This window comes from Gordonia gummivorans, assembly GCF_022513585.1.
GTDB lineage: Bacteria > Actinomycetota > Actinomycetes > Mycobacteriales > Mycobacteriaceae > Gordonia.
In genome coordinates this window covers 89,830-108,410 of the sequence record NZ_JAKWBF010000009.1, presented here as the reverse complement: position 1 = coordinate 108,410, position 18,581 = coordinate 89,830, and the positions used below count along the sequence as shown (strand labels likewise).

Genomic DNA, 18,581 nt, shown 5'->3' with positions numbered 1-18,581 from the left:
CCGGAGTGAGGAGTGGCAGATGGCGCAGGAACAGACCAAGCGCGGTGGTGGCGACGACGACGGTGATCTGGGTCCCGAGGGTGGTGCGGGTCAAGAGCGTCGCGAGAAGCTGGCCGAGGACACCGACGACCTGCTCGACGAGATCGACGACGTGCTCGAGGAGAACGCCGAGGACTTCGTGCGCGCATATGTGCAGAAGGGCGGCCAGTGAGCGAGAACCCCGGTTGGTTTTCACGCGGTTCGGTTTCACGGTCGTCTTCACTTCGTTCAGGTCTGTCGCTGGGGGCCGACATCTCGTCGTTCACCGAGTTCCTGCGTGCCCACGCGCCGGATCAGCTGCCGCAGTCCAGGGCTGAAGCGATGGGTGGATTCACCGGCGCAACCGACGACATCCCACACGGCACCACGATCGTCGCCGTCTCCTATCCGGGCGGCGTTGTTCTTGCCGGTGACCGCCGCGCCACGATGGGCAATCTCATCGCCACGCGCGACGTGAAGAAGGTCTACATCACCGACGAGTACTCGGCGGCCGGTATCGCCGGTACAGCCGGCATCGCGATCGAGATGGTGCGGCTGTTCGCCGTCGAACTCGAGCACTACGAGAAGATCGAAGGCGTTCCACTCACCCTGGACGGCAAGGTTTCTCGGCTCGCCACGATGGTGCGGGGCAACCTGGGTGCGGCGATGCAGGGACTCGCGGCGGTGCCGCTGCTGGTCGGCTACGACATCGACCACGACGACCCGTCCGAGCGTGGCCGGATCTTCTCCTTCGATGTCGCGGGCGATCGGCACGAGGAGTTCGGTGGCTATCAGGCCATCGGTTCGGGCTCGGTCTTCGCGAAGTCGTCATTGAAGAAGCTCTACCGACACGACCTCGACGAGGAGTCGGCGCTGGCGATCGCGGTCGAGGCGCTCTACGACGCTGCCGACGACGATTCGGCGACCGGTGGGCCCGACATCGTGCGCAAGATCTTCCCGCTGGCGACGGTCGTCGATGCCCAGGGTGCACGCGAAGTGGACGCGGCGGCCATCGAGTCGGCGGCCCGGGCGATCGTCGAACGGCGTGCAGCCGAGCATGAAGGGGGTGCCCGATGACGTTCCCGTATTACGCCAGTGCCGAGCAGATCATGCGCGACCGCTCGGAGTTGGCGCGCAAGGGAATCGCTCGCGGACGAAGCGTGGTGATCCTCACCTACGCCGACGGCGTGCTGTTCGTCGCCGAGAATCCGTCCAACACGCTGCGCAAGACCAGCGAGATCTACGACCGCATCGGGTTTGCGGCGGTGGGCAAGTACAACGAGTTCGAGAGCCTGCGCAAAGCCGGTATCCAGCTCGCCGACATGCGCGGCTACAGCTACGACCGCGCCGACGTGTCGGGGCTGTCGCTGGCCAACACCTACGCGAATGCCCTCGGCAGTGTGTTCACCGAGCAGCCAAAGCCTTTCGAGGTCGAGTTGTGCGTCGCGGAGGTCGCCAAGCCGGGCAAACCCCGACCGTCGCAGCTGTATCGCATCAGCTACGACGGTTCGATCACCGACGAGACACGATTTCTGGTCATGGGCGGTGCGACCGAACCGATCGCGGCCGCGCTCAAGGAGAGCTATAAGCCCGACCTCGACCTGGCCGGTGCGGTGGCGGTGGCCGTCGGCGCGCTGGCCACGCCGGCCGACTCGGGCAACGGCGCTCCCGCGGAGCCGCGTGTCCTCGCTGCGGGTGACCTGGAGGTGGCGATCCTTGATCGCAATCGTCCGCGTCGTGCGTTCAAACGACTGACATCGTCAGCGGTCGACGCGCTGTTGCCCGGCGACAAGTCCGAGGAAGCACCGACCGAGGACCAGACGTCTACCGACGCCGCGGATTCGCCGACACCGGACGAGTCGGCGTGACGTCGCACCGCCCCGGCGACCGCACGCACGGGTAGGGTTGAGCAGGTGCAGCGTCGAATCATGGGCATCGAAACCGAATTCGGTGTCACGTGTACTTTCCACGGTCATCGCAGACTGAGCCCGGACGAGGTTGCCCGATATCTCTTCCGTCGGGTGGTGTCGTGGGGTCGGTCGTCGAATGTGTTCTTGCAGAACGGCGCTCGGCTCTACCTCGACGTCGGATCGCACCCGGAGTACGCGACCGCCGAGTGCGACAGCCTCATCCAGCTGATCAACCACGATCGGGCAGGTGAACTGGTCCTCGAGGATCTGCTGGTCGACGCCGAACAGCGTCTCGCCGACGAGGGGATCGGCGGGGACATCTACCTGTTCAAGAACAACACCGACTCGGCCGGCAACTCTTATGGCTGCCACGAGAACTATCTGGTGGTCCGCGCCGGCGAGTTCTCCAGGATCTCGGATGTGCTGCTCCCGTTCCTGGTCACCCGCCAGCTGATCTGCGGGGCCGGCAAGGTGCTGCAGACGCCCAAGGCCGCCACGTTCTGCCTGTCGCAGCGGGCCGAACACATCTGGGAGGGCGTGTCGTCGGCGACCACCCGGTCGCGGCCCATCATCAACACCCGTGACGAGCCGCACGCCGACGCCGAGAAGTACCGCCGCCTGCACGTCATCGTCGGTGACTCCAACATGTCGGAGATGACCACCCTGCTGAAGGTGGGGTCGGCCGCGCTCGTGCTCGAGATGATCGAGGCGGGCGTCGTCTTCCGTGATTTCGCGCTGGACAACCCGATTCGGGCCATCCGAGAGGTGAGCCACGATCCCACGGGACGCCGGCCGGTGCGGTTGGCGGGCGGTCGGCAGGCCAGCGCTCTCGACATCCAGCGTGAATACCACGCCCGTGCCGTCGAGCACATGACCAACCGGCGCCCCGATCCCGAGATGGACATGGTGGTCGACCTGTGGGGCCGCATGCTCGACGCGGTGGAGCGCGACGACTTCTCCAAGGTCGACACCGAGGTCGACTGGGTCATCAAACGCAAACTCTTCCAGCGGTATCAGGACAAGTACTCGATGGAGCTGTCCGATCCCAAGATCGCGCAACTCGACCTCGCGTTCCACGACATCAAACGCGGCCGCGGCGTGTTCGACGTCTTGTCGCGCAAGGGCCTGGTCACCCGGGCGACGACCGACGAGGCCATCGCCACCGCGGTGAACGAGCCGCCGCAGACGACGCGGGCCAAGCTGCGCGGCGATTTCATCTCGGCCGCACAGAAGGCCGGACGAGACTTCACCGTCGACTGGGTACACCTCAAGCTCAACGACCAGGCGCAGCGCACCGTGCTGTGCAAGGACCCGTTCCGCAGCGTCGACGAGCGCGTCGATCGACTGATCGCCTCCATGTGAGTTCTATCCTGACCCGGTGGCAACTGCGAAAGTCGAGCGTCTCCTCAACCTGGTGATCTGTCTGCTGGCCACCCGCCAGTTCGTCACCGCCGAGTACATCCGGCACAACGTCGCCGGTTACTCCGACGAAGGTCAGTCGCCCGAGGCCTTCAACCGGATGTTCGAGCGTGACAAGACCGAGCTCCGCGACCTGGGTATCCCACTGATCACCGGGCGATCGCCGATGTCGGGCAGCGCCGAGGGTTACCGCATCAACCGGGACAGCTACGAGCTGCCGGAGGTGAGCTTGGACGCCCAGGAGGCGGCCACCATCGCGATGGCTGCCGCGCTGTGGGACACCCCCGAGGTCTCGACGCTGTCGCAGACCGCGGTACTCAAACTGCGGGCGGCCGGCATTCCGGTACGCACCGAGGACGAGCTGGGCATCAGCAGTGGCGGCGCCGCCCGATCGATGGGTTCGGAAGTCGTGATCGGTGCACTCCTGGCCGCGGTCGACGCCGGGCAGGCGGTCGAGTTCACACACCGCTCGGGCTCGGCGTCTGCGCCCGCCACGCGCACAGTGGAGCCCTGGGGTGTCGTCACGCACCGCGGCCGCTGGTATGTCGTCGGGCACGATCGGGACCGGGCCGCCACCCGAACCTTTCGACTGTCGCGGATTTCGGATCTGCGTTCCGTTGGGCCGTCCGGCGCGGTCAAGGTCCCCGCGGGAACCGATCTGCAGCAGATCGTCAGCGCGGCGGTCGACGCCGCCGCCGGAACCGACGGCCGCACCGCGCGGATCTGGGTGGCCACCGACCGTGCAGCGGGCCTGCGGAGGCTCGCGGTGGGCAGCGAACCGGGGGACTACGACGGCGAACCCGGGGATGTGCTGACCGTCGACATCCGGTCGTTGTCGACGCTGACGCGGATGGTCTTGGGGGTCGGCAGCGGTGCTGTGGTCCTCGAACCGCCGGAACTGCGGGACCAGGTGGTCGCCGGGCTCGATCGGCTGTCGGGGGTGAGTGCGTGATGTCGGCTCAACCCTCTCGGCTGTCCCGCCTGCTCGCGATGGTGCCGTACTTCCAGGCGCATCGGGGCATCGCGATCGAGCAGGCCGCCGCCGATCTCGGCGTCACCCCCAAACAGCTCACCAAGGATCTCGAGCTGCTGTTCGTGTGCGGCTTGCCTGGTTACTACCCGGACGACCTGATCGAACTCGAATTCAGCGAGGGCCATGTCCACGTCGGATTCACCGCGGGCATGGATCGTCCGCTGCGTCTGACCACGACGGAGTCGAGCACCCTGCTGGTGGCGTTGCGGGCACTCGTCGACACCCCCGGCGTCGTCGACCGGGATGCCGCGCGCCGGGCGATCGCCAAGATCGAACAGGCCGTGGGTGCCGCAGGGCCGGCCGTTGCGGCGGGTGCCGAGGTCGACACCGATTCCGAGGAGAACCCCACCTACGCAGCCATTCGGGACGCGGTCAAACATGGCCGCGCGCTGCGGCTGCGCTACTACTCGGCCACCCGGGACAGTGTTGCCGACCGAGTGGTCGACCCCATTCGCCTGCAGGTCATGGACCAGCACACCTACCTCGAGGCCTGGTGCCGGTTGTCCGAGGGGGTGCGATTGTTCCGATTCGACCGGGTCGACGCCGCGACGGAACTGGAAGAGAAGAGCGCGCCGCCACCGCAGGCGGCGGGCCAGAGTTCCTCGCCCGTCCTGCAGGACGACCCCGACCTCCCGCAGGCGCACATCGAGATCGACGCCGACCACCTCTGGGTCTTCGACTACTACCTCATCGAACCCGACGAGGACATCGCCAATCGCCCGGACCCGGCCCTGCCGGTGCGCGGTCGGCTGGTCTACGGGTCACCGGAGTGGCTCAGCCGATTCCTCCTGGGGTTCGGCGGTGCGGTGCGGCTTCTCGACGACGAGCCGACGGCGGCCAGGATCCGGACCGCGGCGGGCGCTGCTCGGGCGCGTTACCGGTGATGTGAGGACTGCCGCATCTGTCGGTCCTCACCCGACCGGGTCGGCGGACACGCCACCTCGGGTAGCATGGCGAACAGACCTGGATCGGGAGGTTCACAACCATGTTCAACGCAGTTCAGCCCTGGCATCTCATCGTGTTGCTGGTGGTCATCCTTGTCCTCTTCGGATCCAAGCGACTCCCGGACGCGGCACGTGGCCTCGGCCGCTCCCTGCGCATCTTCAAGAGCGAGATGAAGGAGATGCAGAAGGACGAGCCGTCGGAGACCGCATCCACCAAGGAGGCGCAGCGCGAACTGCCCGCGGCGACCGACGACGCGGCGGGCAAGACCACCACCGACGACGTGAAGAAGTCGGCATAGGGCTGGGCGCACGCCACGCCGCCGTGTCCATCCCAGGGTCCTGAGTGCGCATTCCCTTCGACCCCAGATACCGCAAACGCAAGCTCAATCCCGACGGCACCATGTCGTTGGTCGAGCATCTGTATGAGCTGCGCACGCGAGTGGTCATCTCCTCGATCGCGATCGTGTTCACCACGATCATCGGCTTCATCTGGTATTCGCACGGCTTCCTCTTCGTGCCGTCGCTCGGTGATCTTCTTCGTGAGCCGTATTGCGATCTGCCGGCCTCCTCGCGCGCGTCCCTGACACCGGACGATTCGTGTCGGTTGCTGGCCACCGGTCCGTTCGACCAGTTCATGCTTCGCCTGAAGGTCGCATTGACGGCCGGAATCGTTCTGGCGTGCCCGGTGTGGCTGTATCAGTTGTGGCAGTTCATCACCCCCGGCCTGCACTCCAACGAGCGGCGCTACGCCGTCGGCTTCGTGTCCGTTGGTGCCGTCTTGTTCGTCACCGGTGCCGTCCTCGCCTACCTGGTGGTCTCCAAGGCGTTCGAGTTCCTCCTCACCGTCGGCAACGATGTGCAGGTCACCGCGCTGGCCGGTGACCAGTACTTCAGTTTCATGCTGCACCTGCTGCTGATCTTCGGAGTCAGCTTCGAACTCCCACTCCTCATCGTCGCGCTCAATCTCATCGGCGTCCTGAGCTACCAACGTCTGAAGGCCTGGCGACGCGGCCTGATCTTCACCCTGTTCGTCTTCGCAGCCTTCGCCACACCCGGTTCCGACCCGTTCAGCATGTGCGCACTGGCCCTCGCTCTCACCGTGCTCCTGGAGTTCTCCATCCAATTCGCCCGCATCACCGACAAGCGGCGCGCGAAGAAGCGACCCGAGTGGCTCTCGGCGTCGGACGACGAGGCCAGCGCACTGCCCGATTCCCAGGACACGCCGGCGGGGTCGGCGATCGATCGGCCGACGCGTGTGGAGGCCGGGCCCGTCGCCGGCAGGTCGTCGACCCGTGCGACCGAGACCTTCGACGACGTCCTGTGACCGAACTCGACGACTTCACGTCGCGACTCGACTTTCGCCTCGACGAATTCCAAACCCGTGCCTGCGAGGCGCTCGAGGCCGGACACGGGGTCTTGGTCTGCGCGCCGACCGGGGCGGGCAAGACGATCGTGGGAGAGTTCGCCGTCCACCTCGCGTTGGCGGGCGGGACCAAGTGTTTCTACACCACCCCGATCAAGGCCCTCAGCAATCAGAAGTACGCGGATCTGGCGGCGGTGCACGGACACGACCGGGTGGGCCTGCTTACCGGCGACAGCTCGATCAACCCCGACGCCCCCGTCGTGGTGATGACCACCGAGGTGGTCCGCAACATGATCTATGCGAATTCTCGTGCGCTGCAAGGGCTGTCGCATGTGGTGATGGACGAGGTGCACTTCCTTGCCGATCGGTTCCGCGGTGCGGTGTGGGAGGAGGTCATCCTGCACCTCGAGCCGTCCGTGCGGGTGGTCAGCCTGTCGGCGACCGTCAGCAACGCCGAGGAGTTCGGCGACTGGATCCAGACCGTACGCGGCGACACCTCGGTGATCGTCGACGAGCACCGGCCCGTACCGCTGTCCCAACACATGCTCGTCGGTTCGCGACTGTTCGATCTGTTCGCGCCGGACGGTTCACACAGCGGATCTCCCGGCGGATCGACCCGGGCCGGTCGGCATCAGGTGAATCCGGAGCTCAAACGGTACATCCGCCACCGCATCCTGCTTGCCGACGACGACAGCCGTGGCCACGACCGGCGTGGTCGTGGTGGTCGTTCCGGCCGGACCCGTCAGCGTCGCGGCGATCGAGCGCTGTCGCGGCCGAATCTCGTCGCCCGCCTCGACCGGGAAGGGCTGCTGCCCGCCATCGGGTTCATCTTCTCGCGCGTCGGCTGCGATGCAGCACTGGCGCAATGCCTCCGGTCTGGCCTGACACTGCTCACCCCGGAGGAGTCGATGCAGGTCGACGCGGTGGTCGACGCTCACCTGACCGAGCTGTCGCCGGCGGATGCCGATGTACTCGGCGTCGACGAATGGCGTGCGGGATTGCGACGCGGGTTTGCCGCCCACCACGCCGGCTTGCTGCCGACATTCCGGCACGCCGTCGAGGAGTTGTTCGTGCGGGGTCTGGTGCGGATGGTGTTCGCCACCGAGACCCTGGCGCTCGGGATCAACATGCCGGCCCGGTCGGTGGTCCTGGAACGTCTGGTCAAGTACAACGGCGAGTCGCACGTCGATCTCACCCCGGGGGAGTTCACGCAGCTCACCGGACGGGCCGGCCGGCGCGGCATCGACGTCGAAGGGCATGCCGTGGTGGTCTGGACGCCCGAAGTCGCCCCCGAGGAGGTGGCCGGCCTCGCGGGCGCCCGAACCTTCCCACTGCGCAGTTCGTTTGCGCCCGAATACAACATGGCGGTCAACCTGATCGGGCGCCTGGGGATGGCGGGGTCGCGGGAACTGCTGAACCGCTCGTTCGCTCAGTTCCAGGCAGACCGTTCGGTGGTCGGGCAGGCACGCAAGGTCGACGACGCCTATCGGGCGCTGCGCAAGCTCGACGTCGAGTTGGCCGGGGCGGCGGCCAAGCGCGGTATCGACCCGGGAACAGTCGAAGCGGACGGGGTCGAAGCCGACGATGAGGGTGCCGCCGACCCGTATCAGGGATTCCTCGGGTATGTGACGTTGCGCGAAGACATCCGGCAACGGGAACGCGACCTCAAGTTCCGGCGGCGCAACACCACCCACGACGCGATCGCCGCCGACCTCGCGGCGCTCAAACGCGGGCATGTGATCGGCGTGCCCAACGGTCGCCATCGCGGTCTCGCCGTGGTGATCGAACCCGCGTCGCAAGCGCAGGACCCCAAACCACTGGTACTGAGCGAGGATGCCTGGTGCGGCCGGGTGGGGATCCGCGACTTCGTGAATCCGCCGGACGTGCTCGGCAACATGCGGCTGCCGAAGAACGCCGATCGGCGTACGGGACGCGGACGCCGCGACCTCGCGTCGGCTCTTCGGTCGACGGGGATCGAGGCGCCCCGCGGACGCCAGAAACGTCGCGCGGAAGCGGCCGACGACACCGAGCTGGCACAGATGCGCCGCGACCTGAGATCGCATCCTGCCCATCAACTGCCGCCCGGTGACGAGCTCTTCCGGCTCGCGGAACGCCGCAACCGACTCGTCCGCGACATCGTCAACGCCGAGCGCGCCATTGGTGAACGTACGTCGACGCTCGGTGTGACCTTCGATCGCATCGTCGCGGTGCTGCGCGAGCTCGGCTATCTCGACGATCATCGCGATGCCGGCGCGAAGGGGCCGGACACGGTGCGGGTCACCGACGCCGGACGTCTGCTCGGACGCATCTACAGCGAGAGCGATCTGGTGGTCGCCGAATGTATGCGGGCCGGTGTGTGGGAGGGGCTGGCACCGCACGAGCTGGCCGCAGTCGTCGCATCGCTGGTGTACGAGAGTCGGCGCGACAGTTACCGCGGCATCGACTCGATGCCCGGCACTGCGGGGGTGCGCGACGCGATGGCCGCGACCGCCGAGGTGTGGTCGCAGGTCACCGATGTCGAACGACGGCATCAGGTCGCACCCACCCGCGAACCCGACACGGGTTTCAGTGTGGCCGTGTCGATGTGGGCGATGGGCCGATCGCTCACCGAGGCGCTGGCGGCCGCGGGTGAACGCGGGCAGTTGCTGTCGCCCGGTGACTTCGTCCGATGGAATCGCCAGGTCGTCGATCTGTTGGAGCAGATACGGCTCGGCGCCGGACCCGACACCCCACTTGCATCGACCGCGCGCTCGGCAGTCACTTCTATCCGGCGCGGGGTCGTGGCGGTCGAACTCGGTTGAACGACGTTGCCCTCCGACATGACGTCCTTGGCTGATTGCGGTGTCGCGCTGGGGTAACGTTCTTGGCGATCCGTGGCACGGATGAAGTGCACTGTCAAAACACAGGCGTCGGACGACGCGCAACTACGGGCGTCGGAGGACGCGGCCAGCGGGGAGAGACTCATGAGCGAGCCGAACAACCCACCAGCCGGAGGGTCGAATGTTCCGGGCAGCGGGCAACCGGGTCCGGACAACGCTGATGGCGGGAACACTGATGGCAAGACGGAGGTCGTGAACGTCGGGGGAGCGAAACCCGCGGCGCCCCAGGGCCCGCCGGCTGACCCGACGACGGTGAGTCCCGCACCCGGTTCGGTGGCCCCGCCGACCACGACATCGCAGACACCGCCGCCTGGATACCCGCAGCAACCGGGTTATGGAGCACCGCAGGCGCCTCCGCCACCGCAAGCAGGTCCGGGCGGCCAGATTCCGGGACAGTACGCGCCCACACAGATGCCGGGTCAGTACCACCAGGGCCAGGCACCCGGAACCTTCGGTGCCCCGCCGCAAGGTGGGGGACCGAGTGGATCGACTCAGCAGATTCCGCCGGGACAGTACGGCTCGGGTCAGTACCCCGGTGCTCAACCGGGCACCGATCCGAACGCGACCCAGCACGTGGGCGGAGGCTACGGTCAGCCGTCCGGCCCACAAGGCACCGGACAGCCGCAGGGCGCCCCAGGCTATGGCGCGGCGTCATTCGGACAGCCGACTTACGGGCAGCAGCCATACGGCCAGCCGGGCCAGCAGCCCCCCGGACAGTTCGGCGGCGACCAGTTCGCATCGATGGCCAAGCAGGGTTCGTCGGGTAAGGGCCTGCGTCTCGCCATGATCATCGGCGGCGCCGTGCTGTTTCTCGCGGCGATCGTGATCGTGGTGACCGCATTCTGGCTGCCCGGGTGGGCACCGAAGACCCTCGACCAGGCCGCCGTGGAAAGTGGCGTCGAAAAGGTGCTGACCGAGGATTACCAGGCCACCGAGGTCAAGGACGTGTCGTGCCCGTCGGGTCAGAAGATCGAGCAGGGCGCCTCGTTCACCTGCACCTTGACCGTCGGCGATCAGGAGAACCAGCAGGTCACCGTCACCGTCCTTGACGACGAGGGCAAGTACGAGGTGTCGCGGCCCGGGCCCAAGACCTAGAAGGTCTCTGGATCAGGGCGCGGAGAAGTCCCAGTCGAGAGCCTTGGCGAGCCGACTCACCGACGCGCCGATCCCGAGTTCGACGATGAGCTCGGCCAGGCCTTCGGGATCGGCGGGTTCACTCGGCAGTGCATCGGAAGCGTTCGACGCGTCGTCGGTGTTCGAACCATCGTCGGGGGCCCAGCTGTCGATGGTGTCGGCGTCGGTCCGGACCAGCACCACCGTCCGCGCTGCCGACAGGTAGTCGGCCGACGCGAGGATCGCCTTGCGCGCCCGTGTGGGGATGCTCGACGCCGGATCGGCAGCGGCCGCTTCGAGCGCGTCAAGGCTGCCGTATTCGGAGATCAGTTTGGCCGCGGTCTTCTCGCCGACGCCACTGACACCAGGGAGACCGTCGGACGGGTCCCCGCGCAGCATAGACATCTCGGCGTAGGCCATACCCGCGCGGTCGGTGGGCAGGTCGTAACGTTCGCCGACCTCGACCGGCCCCATCATCTCGGCCTTCGCGAGTCCGCGGCCGACGTAGAGGACGCGGACCGCGACGGGATCGTCGGCGACCACCTGCAGGAGGTCGCGGTCGCCGCTGACCACCACGACCGGGTCGCGCGCCTCCTCGTAGGCGAGCGTGCCGATCACGTCGTCGGCCTCGCAGCCCAGGGCACCGGAACTTGCGATGCCCGCGCACGTCAGCACGCGCATGATCATGTCGACCTGCGGAGTGAGCGTGTCGGGCACTTCCTCCACATCCACCGGATCGCCGCCGGCGGTGTCGGTGGTCGCGACGCGATGCGCCTTGTACGACGGAATGAGGTCGGTCCGGAAGGCGGGTCGCCAGTCCAGGTCCAGACACACGACCAGCCGGGTGGGTCGCTCGCGGGTCACCAGGTTGGCGATGGTGTCCACAAACCCGCGTACCGCGTTGACCGGGCGGCCATCAGGTGCCGTCAGCTTTTCCGGCAGGGCGTAGAAGGAACGGAACCACAGGCTCGCACCGTCGAGCAGCATCAGCGAATCGGTCACCCCCACACTCTCGCATCGACGGGCACCATCCGTCACGCACGTACCGCGTAGGCTCTGCGACATGACCACGACCGGGGATTCGCGCTTCACCTCCGATGTCTATGCCAGCCGCGTGTCACGGGCCGCACAGCTCACCGCCGACGCGGGGTTCGACGCGCTCGTCGTCGGCCCCGGACCCGATCTGCGATACCTGACCGGCTCTCGGGCCAACACATTCGAGCGTTTGACGGCCCTGGTGATACCTGCAAGCGGCACACCGCGAATCGTGGTGGCGCGCCTCGAGGTGCCGTCGCTGAAGGCCTCCGCGGTGGGGGATCTCGGTATCGAGGTATGCGACTGGGTGGACGGTCAGGACGCCTACGCGCTCGCGCTCGACGGTCTCGGCGCGCGACCCCGCCTGGCTGTCTCCGACGCGATGCCCGCGTTGCACGTCGTGCCGATCGCGCAGCGTTCGTCCGCGACCCCCGCACTGGCCACCGCGGTGCTGCGTGAGCTGCGAATGATCAAGGACACCAGCGAGATCGATGCGTTGCGCGAGGCCGGCGCAGCGATCGACCGGGTGCACGCCCGGATGGGTGAATGGTTGCGGGTCGGCCGAACGGAACGGGAGGTGGCCGCCGACATCGCCGACGCCATCGTGTCCGAAGGCCACACGGGTGCCGAGTTCGTGATCGTCGGCTCGGGACCCAACGGCGCCGACCCCCACCACGAGTACTCCGACCGCACCATCACGGCCGACGATGTGGTCGTCATCGACATCGGCGGTCCCGTCGAGCCCGGGTACAACTCCGACTCCACGCGGACCTACAGCTTTGCCGAACCATCCGGCGAGATCGCCGACGCCTACGCAGCGCTGCAAAGTGCTCAGCAGCAGGCAGTCGCAGCGGTTCGTCCCGGGGTCACCGCCGAGTCCGTCGACGCCGCCGCGCGCGACGTGCTCCGTGGCGCGGGACTGGCAGAGAAGTTCATCCATCGCACCGGGCACGGCATCGGCCTTTCCGTCCACGAGGAGCCCTACATCGTCGCGGGAAACGACATCGAGCTCCGGTCCGGAATGGCCTTCAGCGTCGAGCCGGGCGTCTACTTCTCCGGGCAGTGGGGTGCGCGGATCGAAGACATCGTGGTGGTGACCGACGACGGCTGCGAGGCGCTCAACACCCGACCACACGGGCTGACGGTTCTCTGACCCGATTTGAAGTCTGGCCTGCGGGAATCTGTACCTGGGAACCCACCGAAATGCACTGTGCATCTCGTCGGTCTCCCAGGTCCAGCTTTCCGGACAGTGGGATGCTGACTCAGTCCAGCAAGGTCTTCGATCCCAGTACTCGCCGCACCTGCACCTCGACCACGACACGCCGCGGATTCGGCTTCGGCTCGCGGTAGCGTGCCGCGTAGCGCCGTTCCGCCTCGGCGACGCGCGGCCGCTCCCTATGCACCGTGGCCGGGCCTTCCAGCGTGATCCAGCGCGGGCCGTCGACATGGGTCAACGCGGTGTAGCCGGCTCGTTCGACGTTGCGCACCTTCTGGCTGCCGTCGACGGTGATGACCCGCGCGATGCCCGTCTCGGGGTCATAGGTGAATCCGACCGCGACCACGTGCGGGGTGCCGTCGCTGCGAACGGTGCTCATCGTCGCCAGGTGCCGTTCGGTGAGGAACTCCAACGCGGTGGGTCCGAGTCGGGGCTTCGTGGTGGGTTCGGTCATGCGGCAACGGTATCGGTTCCCGCAGATCAACCGCACACCCGCCGAGTCAGCCACCGAACGGGCGGATGGGATACTGCTGCACATGCCTGATTCGGCCCGCACCATCGTCCTGCTCGGCGGTCGCAGCGAGATCGGTGTCAAACTCGCACAACGTCTGGCACCCGGCCGTGTCGTCGTTCTGGCAGCTCGCAGGCCCGACGACCTCGCCGACCAGGTGCAGGCGCTGACCGACGCCGGGGCGAGAAGGGTGCACACGGTCGGATTCGACGCCGACGACACCGACTCGCATCCCGGACTGATCGAACGCATCGTCACCGACTTCGGCCCCGTCGAGGCGGCGATCGTCGCATTCGGCATTCTGGGCGACCAGACCCGTGCCGAAACCGAGGTCGAGCATGCGCTTGCGATCGCGCACACCGACTATCTCGCCCAGATCAGCGTGCTCACGCCGCTGGCCACAGCTTTGCGCACCCAGGGCTGCGGCACCATCATCGTGTTCTCGTCCATCGCCGGAGTGCGCGTCCGGCGGGCCAACTATGTGTACGGGTCCACCAAGGCGGGCCTCGACGGTTTCGCCAGCGGACTCTCGGATGCCCTGCACGGCAGCGGAGTTCGCCTCCTCCTGGCCCGGCCGGGGTTCGTCATCGGTCAGATGACCCGCGACCTGATGGAATCGGGTGTGAAGCCCGCGCCGCTGTCGATCGATGCCGATCGGGTCGCCGACGACGTGGCACGCGCCTACCGCAAGGGCCGACGCGAGGTCTGGATTCCGTGGGCGCTGCATCCGCTCTCCGTCGCTCTCCGGATGATTCCACGCCCGATCTGGCGACGACTGAGCCGGTGAGCGAGGTGAGTGTCCGGTCGCAATTCGTCGTCGTGGGGATCGGTGCCGACGGTTGGGCGGGTCTTGGCCGTCGGGCGAAGGACGAACTGGCGTCGGCGAAGGTGATCTACGGCGCCCGACGCCAGCTCGACCTGCTGGACGACGTCGACGCCGAGACGATCGCGTGGGATTCACCGATGTCGGCACATCTTGCCCGGGTGCTCGATGAACCCGCGTACCCGGCGGTGCACATTCTCGCCAGTGGCGACCCGATGTTCCACGGTGTGGGTGCGACGATCGTGAACGCGGTCGGCGCAGAACGTACTCGGGTGATACCCGCGGTATCGAGCGCGAGTCTTGCGTGCGCTCACATCGGGTGGGACCTCACCTCTGTCCGTGTCGTCAGCCTCGTCACGGCCGACCCCGCGTCGTTGCTCACCGAAAGCACCCACGGGCAGCGCCTGCTGGTCCTGAGCCGGGACGCACACACGCCCGCTGCCGTCGCGGCGCTGTTGGGGGACAACGGTTTCGGTTCGTCGACGTTGACAGTGCTCGAGCAGCTCGGCGGACCCCGGGAGCGGGTGATCAGCGGAACGGCCGGGGTCTGGGCGCATGCACCCGGCGATCCGCTCAACGTGATCGCGGTCGAGTGCGTCGGGCCACCTCGGACGACGGTTCCCGGCCGCGCCGACACCGACTTCGTCCACGACGGGCAGATCACCAAGTCCGCGCATCGGGCACTCACCGTGTGCGCATTGGAACCCGCAGGCGCACAAACGCTCTGGGATATCGGCGCGGGATCGGGGAGCGTCGGAGTGGAATGGTTGCGCGCCGACCCTCGCGGACGCGTCGTCGCTTTCGAACGCGATCCACAACGCGCAGAGCGTATTGCGCAGAACGCTCACCGGCACGGAGTCGGCGCGGCGATCTCGGTTCATGGTTGCGCACCCGAATCCCTCTCGGGCGCAACGACACCCGACGCGGTGTTCATCGGTGGTGGACTCACCGAGGACGTCCTGCGAGCTGCCTACGATGCACTCCGAATCGGTGGCCGTCTCGTCGTCAATGCGGTGACAGTGGAAAGTCAGACTCTTCTCGCCGAGTGGCACCGGACGCACGGAGGGCAGATGCGCAGGGTGATGATCGAGTCCGCCGAACCGCTCGGCTCGATGACCACGTGGCGACCCGCACTGCCGATCGTTCAGTGGATTCACGTCAAGGCCGCCAAGGGGAAGGCCACCGATCTGAACGAGCCACAACCGTGACCGTCTACTTCATCGGCGCCGGACCCGGAGCAGCCGACCTGATCACCATCCGCGGCGCCCGCATTCTCGGCCTCTGCCGCACTTGTCTGTACGCCGGGTCTCTCGTGCCCCGCGAACTTCTGGACCTGTGTCCGCCCGGCGCCACGCTCATCGACACCGCGCGAATGCCGCTGCCGGACATCATCTCCCACATGGTGGCCGCCCACGAGGCCGGGCACGACGTCGCCCGGCTGCATTCCGGTGACCTGTCGCTCTACTCGGCATTCACCGAGCAGTGCCGCGAGTTGACGCAGCGGGAGATCGATCACGAGATCGTGCCCGGTGTGCCCGCCTTCGCCGCCGCGGCCGCCGCGCTCGACATCGAACTGACCACACCCGGCGTCGGGCAGAGTCTGCTGATCACTCGGGTGTCGACGCTGTCCACCGACATGCCCGACGGTGAGGACCTGGCCAGTCTCGCGTCGTGCGGGGTGACACTCGCACTTCATCTCGCCGCACACCGGACCGAGGAGATCGTGGCCGCCCTCGCCCCGCACTACGGTCTCGAATGCCCAACCGCCACCGTCGCCTTCGCGAGTCAGCCCGGTCAGAAGATCGTCCGATGCGCACTCCGGGAGCTGCCGGAAGCGCTCGCCGCGGAAGCCATCCGCAAGACCGCCGTGATCTTCGTCGGCAAAGTCCTCGACCCACATTCCGATCCGTCCGTCACCGACAGCTACCTGTACTCACGAGCCCGCATGAGCAAACTGCGTTCCGAACCCGGACACGATCGGTGAGCCGGGCAGACCGTCTGCTGATCCTCGGCGGAACAGGGGAGGCCCGCGAGTTAGCGGCGGAGGCCACCGGAGCCGGAATCCCGACCATCAGCTCGCTGGCCGGGCGTGTCCGCAACCCCCGCCTGCCCGTCGGAGAGGTCCGCATCGGCGGGTTCGGTGGGACCGAAGGATTGCGTAGTTGGTGCGCAGACAATGGGATCGGTGTGGTTGTCGATGCGACCCACCCCTTCGCGGCCACCATCACCGCACATGCGGTTACGGCGACGAGGGCACTCGATCTCCCGCTGCTTGCGCTGCGTCGCGCCGCCTGGACGCCCGGTCCCGATGACCGCTGGACCCGGGTCGCCGACATCGACGCCGCCGCAGGCGCGATCGGGACATCACACCCGCGGGTACTCCTGACGACCGGTCGTCAAGACGTCGGGGCGTTCGCCGGCGTCGACACCGCATGGTTCTTGATCCGCGTCGTCGATCCCCCGACGGCCGCGCTGCCGCCGCACCACGAGATTCTGCGGTCGCGCGGGCCGTACGAGTTGGCCGGCGAGCGACAGTTGCTGCACGACAATCGAATCGATGTGCTGGTCACCAAGAACAGTGGGGGAGCGCTCACACACGCCAAGCTCGACGCGGCCCGGGAACTGGGCGTCGAGGTCATCATGGTCGATCGCCCCGCCGAACCCGACGGTCTCGACACCGTGTCCGACGTCGCCGACGCCATGACGTGGCTTCGTCGGAAGTTCCCGACTCCTGGCCCACGTTGACCGTGCGTCGAAAACCGTTGACCGCGCGTCCCGAATCGTTGATCGTGCACGGCCGCACAAGGATAGCGGCCTGGTCCCGGCCTACTCCGACGCGTGACGCGGTGTGTAGACGAGCGGCCCGGCCGCGCGATCGACGACCGTCGTCGACGACGATCCGACGATGAGCAACGTACGCATGTCGACGGTGGCCGCTTCCAGATCGCCGACCGTCGTCACCGTCACCGACTCGTCCGGCCCGCCGACGTCGCGTCCGACGATGACTACCCGGTCCGGTGAGACCTGTTCGGCCAGAATCTCTTTGAGCGCGCCCACCTGCCAGGCGCGGCTCGCCGATCCCGGGTTGTAGATCGCGATCACCAGATCGGCGTCCACCGCCGCGCGAATCCGTCGTTCGATGACTTCCCACGGCTTGAGCCGATCCGAAAGCGAGATGATCGCGAAGTCGTGGCCGAGCGGAGCCCCGACCGTGGCCGCCACGGCGGTTGCCGCAGTCATCCCGGGCACCACGCGAACCGGGACATCCTGCCAACGTGATTCGGCCGCCACCTCCGCCACCGCCGCGGCCATCGCGAATACCCCTGGATCACCGGACGAGACCACCGCGACCCGAGCACCGCGCCGCGCAAGATCGAGCGCGAACTCTGCACGTTCCGCCTCGACCCGATTGTCGCTGGCGTGCATCCGCTGGCCGGGCCGCGGCGTGACCCGCTTGAGATAGGTGGTGTAGCCGACGAGATCGGTCGCCGCGGCCAGTTCCGCACGGACCTGCGGGGTGGTCCACGACTCCCGGCCGGGTCCGAGGCCGACGACCACCACTTCGCCTGCAGTCGACGCAGACTCGGCATACCGCGGGTTGTTGCGGCGACCGGGTACGACGACGATCGAGAAGTACGGCACCTGCGCCGGATCCACCTCCGCAGCCGGTGCCACCCGCTCCACGGTGGTCGATGCACGCTCCACGTACCACGCCTCGTCGAGGCGGCCTGCGTAGGCGAGAGCCTGTCGGACGCGTTCGAAATTGCGGCCGAGTTTCATCACCACGATGGCGTCGGCCGAGGCGAAGCGCAGACGCAACTCGTCGGCGTCAGCCGTACCCGGCACCACCGTCAGGGTCTCGTCGCCTTCCACCAGCGGGACGCCCGTCGCGGCCGACGCAGCGCTCACCGACGTGACGCCCGGGACGATCTCGGCATCGAACTCGTCGGCGAGACGCTTGTGCATGTGCATGTACGAGCTGTAGAAGAGGGGATCGCCTTCGGCGAGCAGTGCGACACTGCGACCCTCCCGCAGATGCGCGGCGAGGATATCCGCACTGGCGGAATAGAAGTCGTCAAGAGCTCCCTGATAGCCGCCCGGATGGTCGGTGGTCTCGGTGGTCACCGGATACATCAGCCGTTCTTCGATCTGACCATCGCTGAAGTACGGTTCCGCCACCGTCCGAGCGATGCTGTTGCCATGTCGCGCACAGTGATACGCGATGACATCGGCCGCGCCGATCACCCGCGCAGCCTTCACCGTCACGAGTTCGCTGTCGCCGGGGCCGAGTCCGACGCCCCACAGTTTGCCGGTCAC

The 18,581-nt window shown here is 67.3% G+C and carries 18 protein-coding genes; 15 read left to right on the top strand and 3 right to left on the bottom strand.

From position 1 onward, the window contains the following. Positions 1–19 precede the first annotated feature (19 nt). The 10 genes from MKW15_RS09140 (at position 20) to MKW15_RS09095 (ending at position 10,661) form a co-directional block, all read left to right on the top strand. Positions 20–211, top strand: coding sequence for a ubiquitin-like protein Pup (locus tag MKW15_RS09140; RefSeq protein WP_240857290.1), 192 nt, complete (start codon positions 20–22; stop codon positions 209–211). A 62-nt stretch (positions 212–273) separates the two neighbouring features. Beyond that, a complete protein-coding gene (prcB, locus tag MKW15_RS09135; RefSeq protein ID WP_240857341.1) occupies positions 274–1,095 on the top strand; it encodes a proteasome subunit beta in 822 nt (273 codons plus the stop codon). After that, positions 1,092–1,886, top strand: a complete 795-nt coding sequence (gene prcA, locus MKW15_RS09130; RefSeq protein ID WP_240857289.1) for a proteasome subunit alpha — start codon at positions 1,092–1,094, stop codon at positions 1,884–1,886. The genes prcB and prcA overlap by 4 nt, the downstream gene beginning before the upstream one ends. A 45-nt stretch (positions 1,887–1,931) precedes the next feature. Beyond that, the gene (gene pafA / locus MKW15_RS09125) at positions 1,932–3,290 is read left to right on the top strand and encodes a Pup--protein ligase (RefSeq protein WP_240857288.1); all 1,359 of its coding nucleotides are present in this window, start codon (positions 1,932–1,934) and stop codon (positions 3,288–3,290) included. A gap of 16 nt (positions 3,291–3,306) precedes the next feature. Further along, positions 3,307–4,299 carry a helix-turn-helix transcriptional regulator gene (locus tag MKW15_RS09120; protein WP_240857287.1) on the top strand — a complete coding sequence of 331 codons (993 nt, stop codon included), beginning with the start codon at positions 3,307–3,309 and terminating at the stop codon, positions 4,297–4,299. Next, positions 4,296–5,264, top strand: a complete 969-nt coding sequence (locus tag MKW15_RS09115; RefSeq protein WP_240857286.1) for a helix-turn-helix transcriptional regulator — start codon at positions 4,296–4,298, stop codon at positions 5,262–5,264. The genes MKW15_RS09120 and MKW15_RS09115 overlap by 4 nt, the downstream gene beginning before the upstream one ends. 101 nt (positions 5,265–5,365) lie before the next feature. Beyond that, positions 5,366–5,623 carry a Sec-independent protein translocase subunit TatA gene (gene tatA / locus MKW15_RS09110; protein WP_240857285.1) on the top strand — a complete coding sequence of 86 codons (258 nt, stop codon included), beginning with the start codon at positions 5,366–5,368 and terminating at the stop codon, positions 5,621–5,623. Between the two features lie 44 nt (positions 5,624–5,667). Next, positions 5,668–6,648, top strand: a complete 981-nt coding sequence (gene tatC / locus MKW15_RS09105; RefSeq protein WP_240857284.1) for a twin-arginine translocase subunit TatC — start codon at positions 5,668–5,670, stop codon at positions 6,646–6,648. Continuing rightward, entirely contained in the window at positions 6,645–9,488 is a 2,844-nt protein-coding gene (locus MKW15_RS09100) for a DEAD/DEAH box helicase (protein ID WP_240857283.1), read from the top strand. Before tatC ends, MKW15_RS09100 begins: the two co-directional genes overlap by 4 nt. 162 nt (positions 9,489–9,650) lie before the next feature. Next, a complete protein-coding gene (locus tag MKW15_RS09095) occupies positions 9,651–10,661 on the top strand; it encodes a DUF4333 domain-containing protein (RefSeq protein ID WP_240857282.1) in 1,011 nt (336 codons plus the stop codon). Positions 10,662–10,673: 12 nt separating this feature from the next. On the opposite strand, the gene MKW15_RS09090 is transcribed toward MKW15_RS09095, so the two are convergent. Beyond that, on the bottom strand, positions 10,674–11,666 hold the full coding sequence (locus MKW15_RS09090; protein WP_240857340.1) for a 5'-3' exonuclease: 993 nt from the start codon (positions 11,664–11,666) through the stop codon (positions 10,674–10,676). Positions 11,667–11,742: 76 nt separating this feature from the next. On the opposite strand from MKW15_RS09090, the gene MKW15_RS09085 reads away from it, so the two are divergent. Further along, positions 11,743–12,867, top strand: coding sequence for a M24 family metallopeptidase (locus MKW15_RS09085; RefSeq protein WP_240857281.1), 1,125 nt, complete (start codon positions 11,743–11,745; stop codon positions 12,865–12,867). A gap of 109 nt (positions 12,868–12,976) precedes the next feature. On the opposite strand, the gene MKW15_RS09080 is transcribed toward MKW15_RS09085, so the two are convergent. Next, positions 12,977–13,384 (bottom strand): pyridoxamine 5'-phosphate oxidase family protein, encoded by a 408-nt coding sequence (locus MKW15_RS09080; protein ID WP_240857280.1) that lies wholly within the window; start codon positions 13,382–13,384, stop codon positions 12,977–12,979. A gap of 82 nt (positions 13,385–13,466) precedes the next feature. On the opposite strand from MKW15_RS09080, the gene MKW15_RS09075 reads away from it, so the two are divergent. From MKW15_RS09075 to MKW15_RS09060, 4 genes are read left to right on the top strand one after another with little or no spacing between them, the layout of a single operon-like run. Then, positions 13,467–14,228: an SDR family NAD(P)-dependent oxidoreductase gene (locus MKW15_RS09075; protein ID WP_240857279.1), complete on the top strand. Its 762-nt coding sequence runs from the start codon at positions 13,467–13,469 to the stop codon at positions 14,226–14,228. After that, a complete protein-coding gene (cbiE, locus tag MKW15_RS09070; protein WP_374246775.1) occupies positions 14,225–15,472 on the top strand; it encodes a precorrin-6y C5,15-methyltransferase (decarboxylating) subunit CbiE in 1,248 nt (415 codons plus the stop codon). Before MKW15_RS09075 ends, cbiE begins: the two co-directional genes overlap by 4 nt. After that, entirely contained in the window at positions 15,469–16,248 is a 780-nt protein-coding gene (gene cobM, locus MKW15_RS09065; RefSeq protein WP_240857278.1) for a precorrin-4 C(11)-methyltransferase, read from the top strand. Before cbiE ends, cobM begins: the two co-directional genes overlap by 4 nt. Further along, the gene (locus MKW15_RS09060) at positions 16,245–17,009 is read left to right on the top strand and encodes a cobalt-precorrin-6A reductase (protein WP_240857277.1); all 765 of its coding nucleotides are present in this window, start codon (positions 16,245–16,247) and stop codon (positions 17,007–17,009) included. The genes cobM and MKW15_RS09060 overlap by 4 nt, the downstream gene beginning before the upstream one ends. An 81-nt stretch (positions 17,010–17,090) precedes the next feature. On the opposite strand, the gene MKW15_RS09055 is transcribed toward MKW15_RS09060, so the two are convergent. Continuing rightward, the gene (locus tag MKW15_RS09055; RefSeq protein WP_240857276.1) at positions 17,091–18,581 is read right to left on the bottom strand and encodes a precorrin-2 C(20)-methyltransferase; all 1,491 of its coding nucleotides are present in this window, start codon (positions 18,579–18,581) and stop codon (positions 17,091–17,093) included.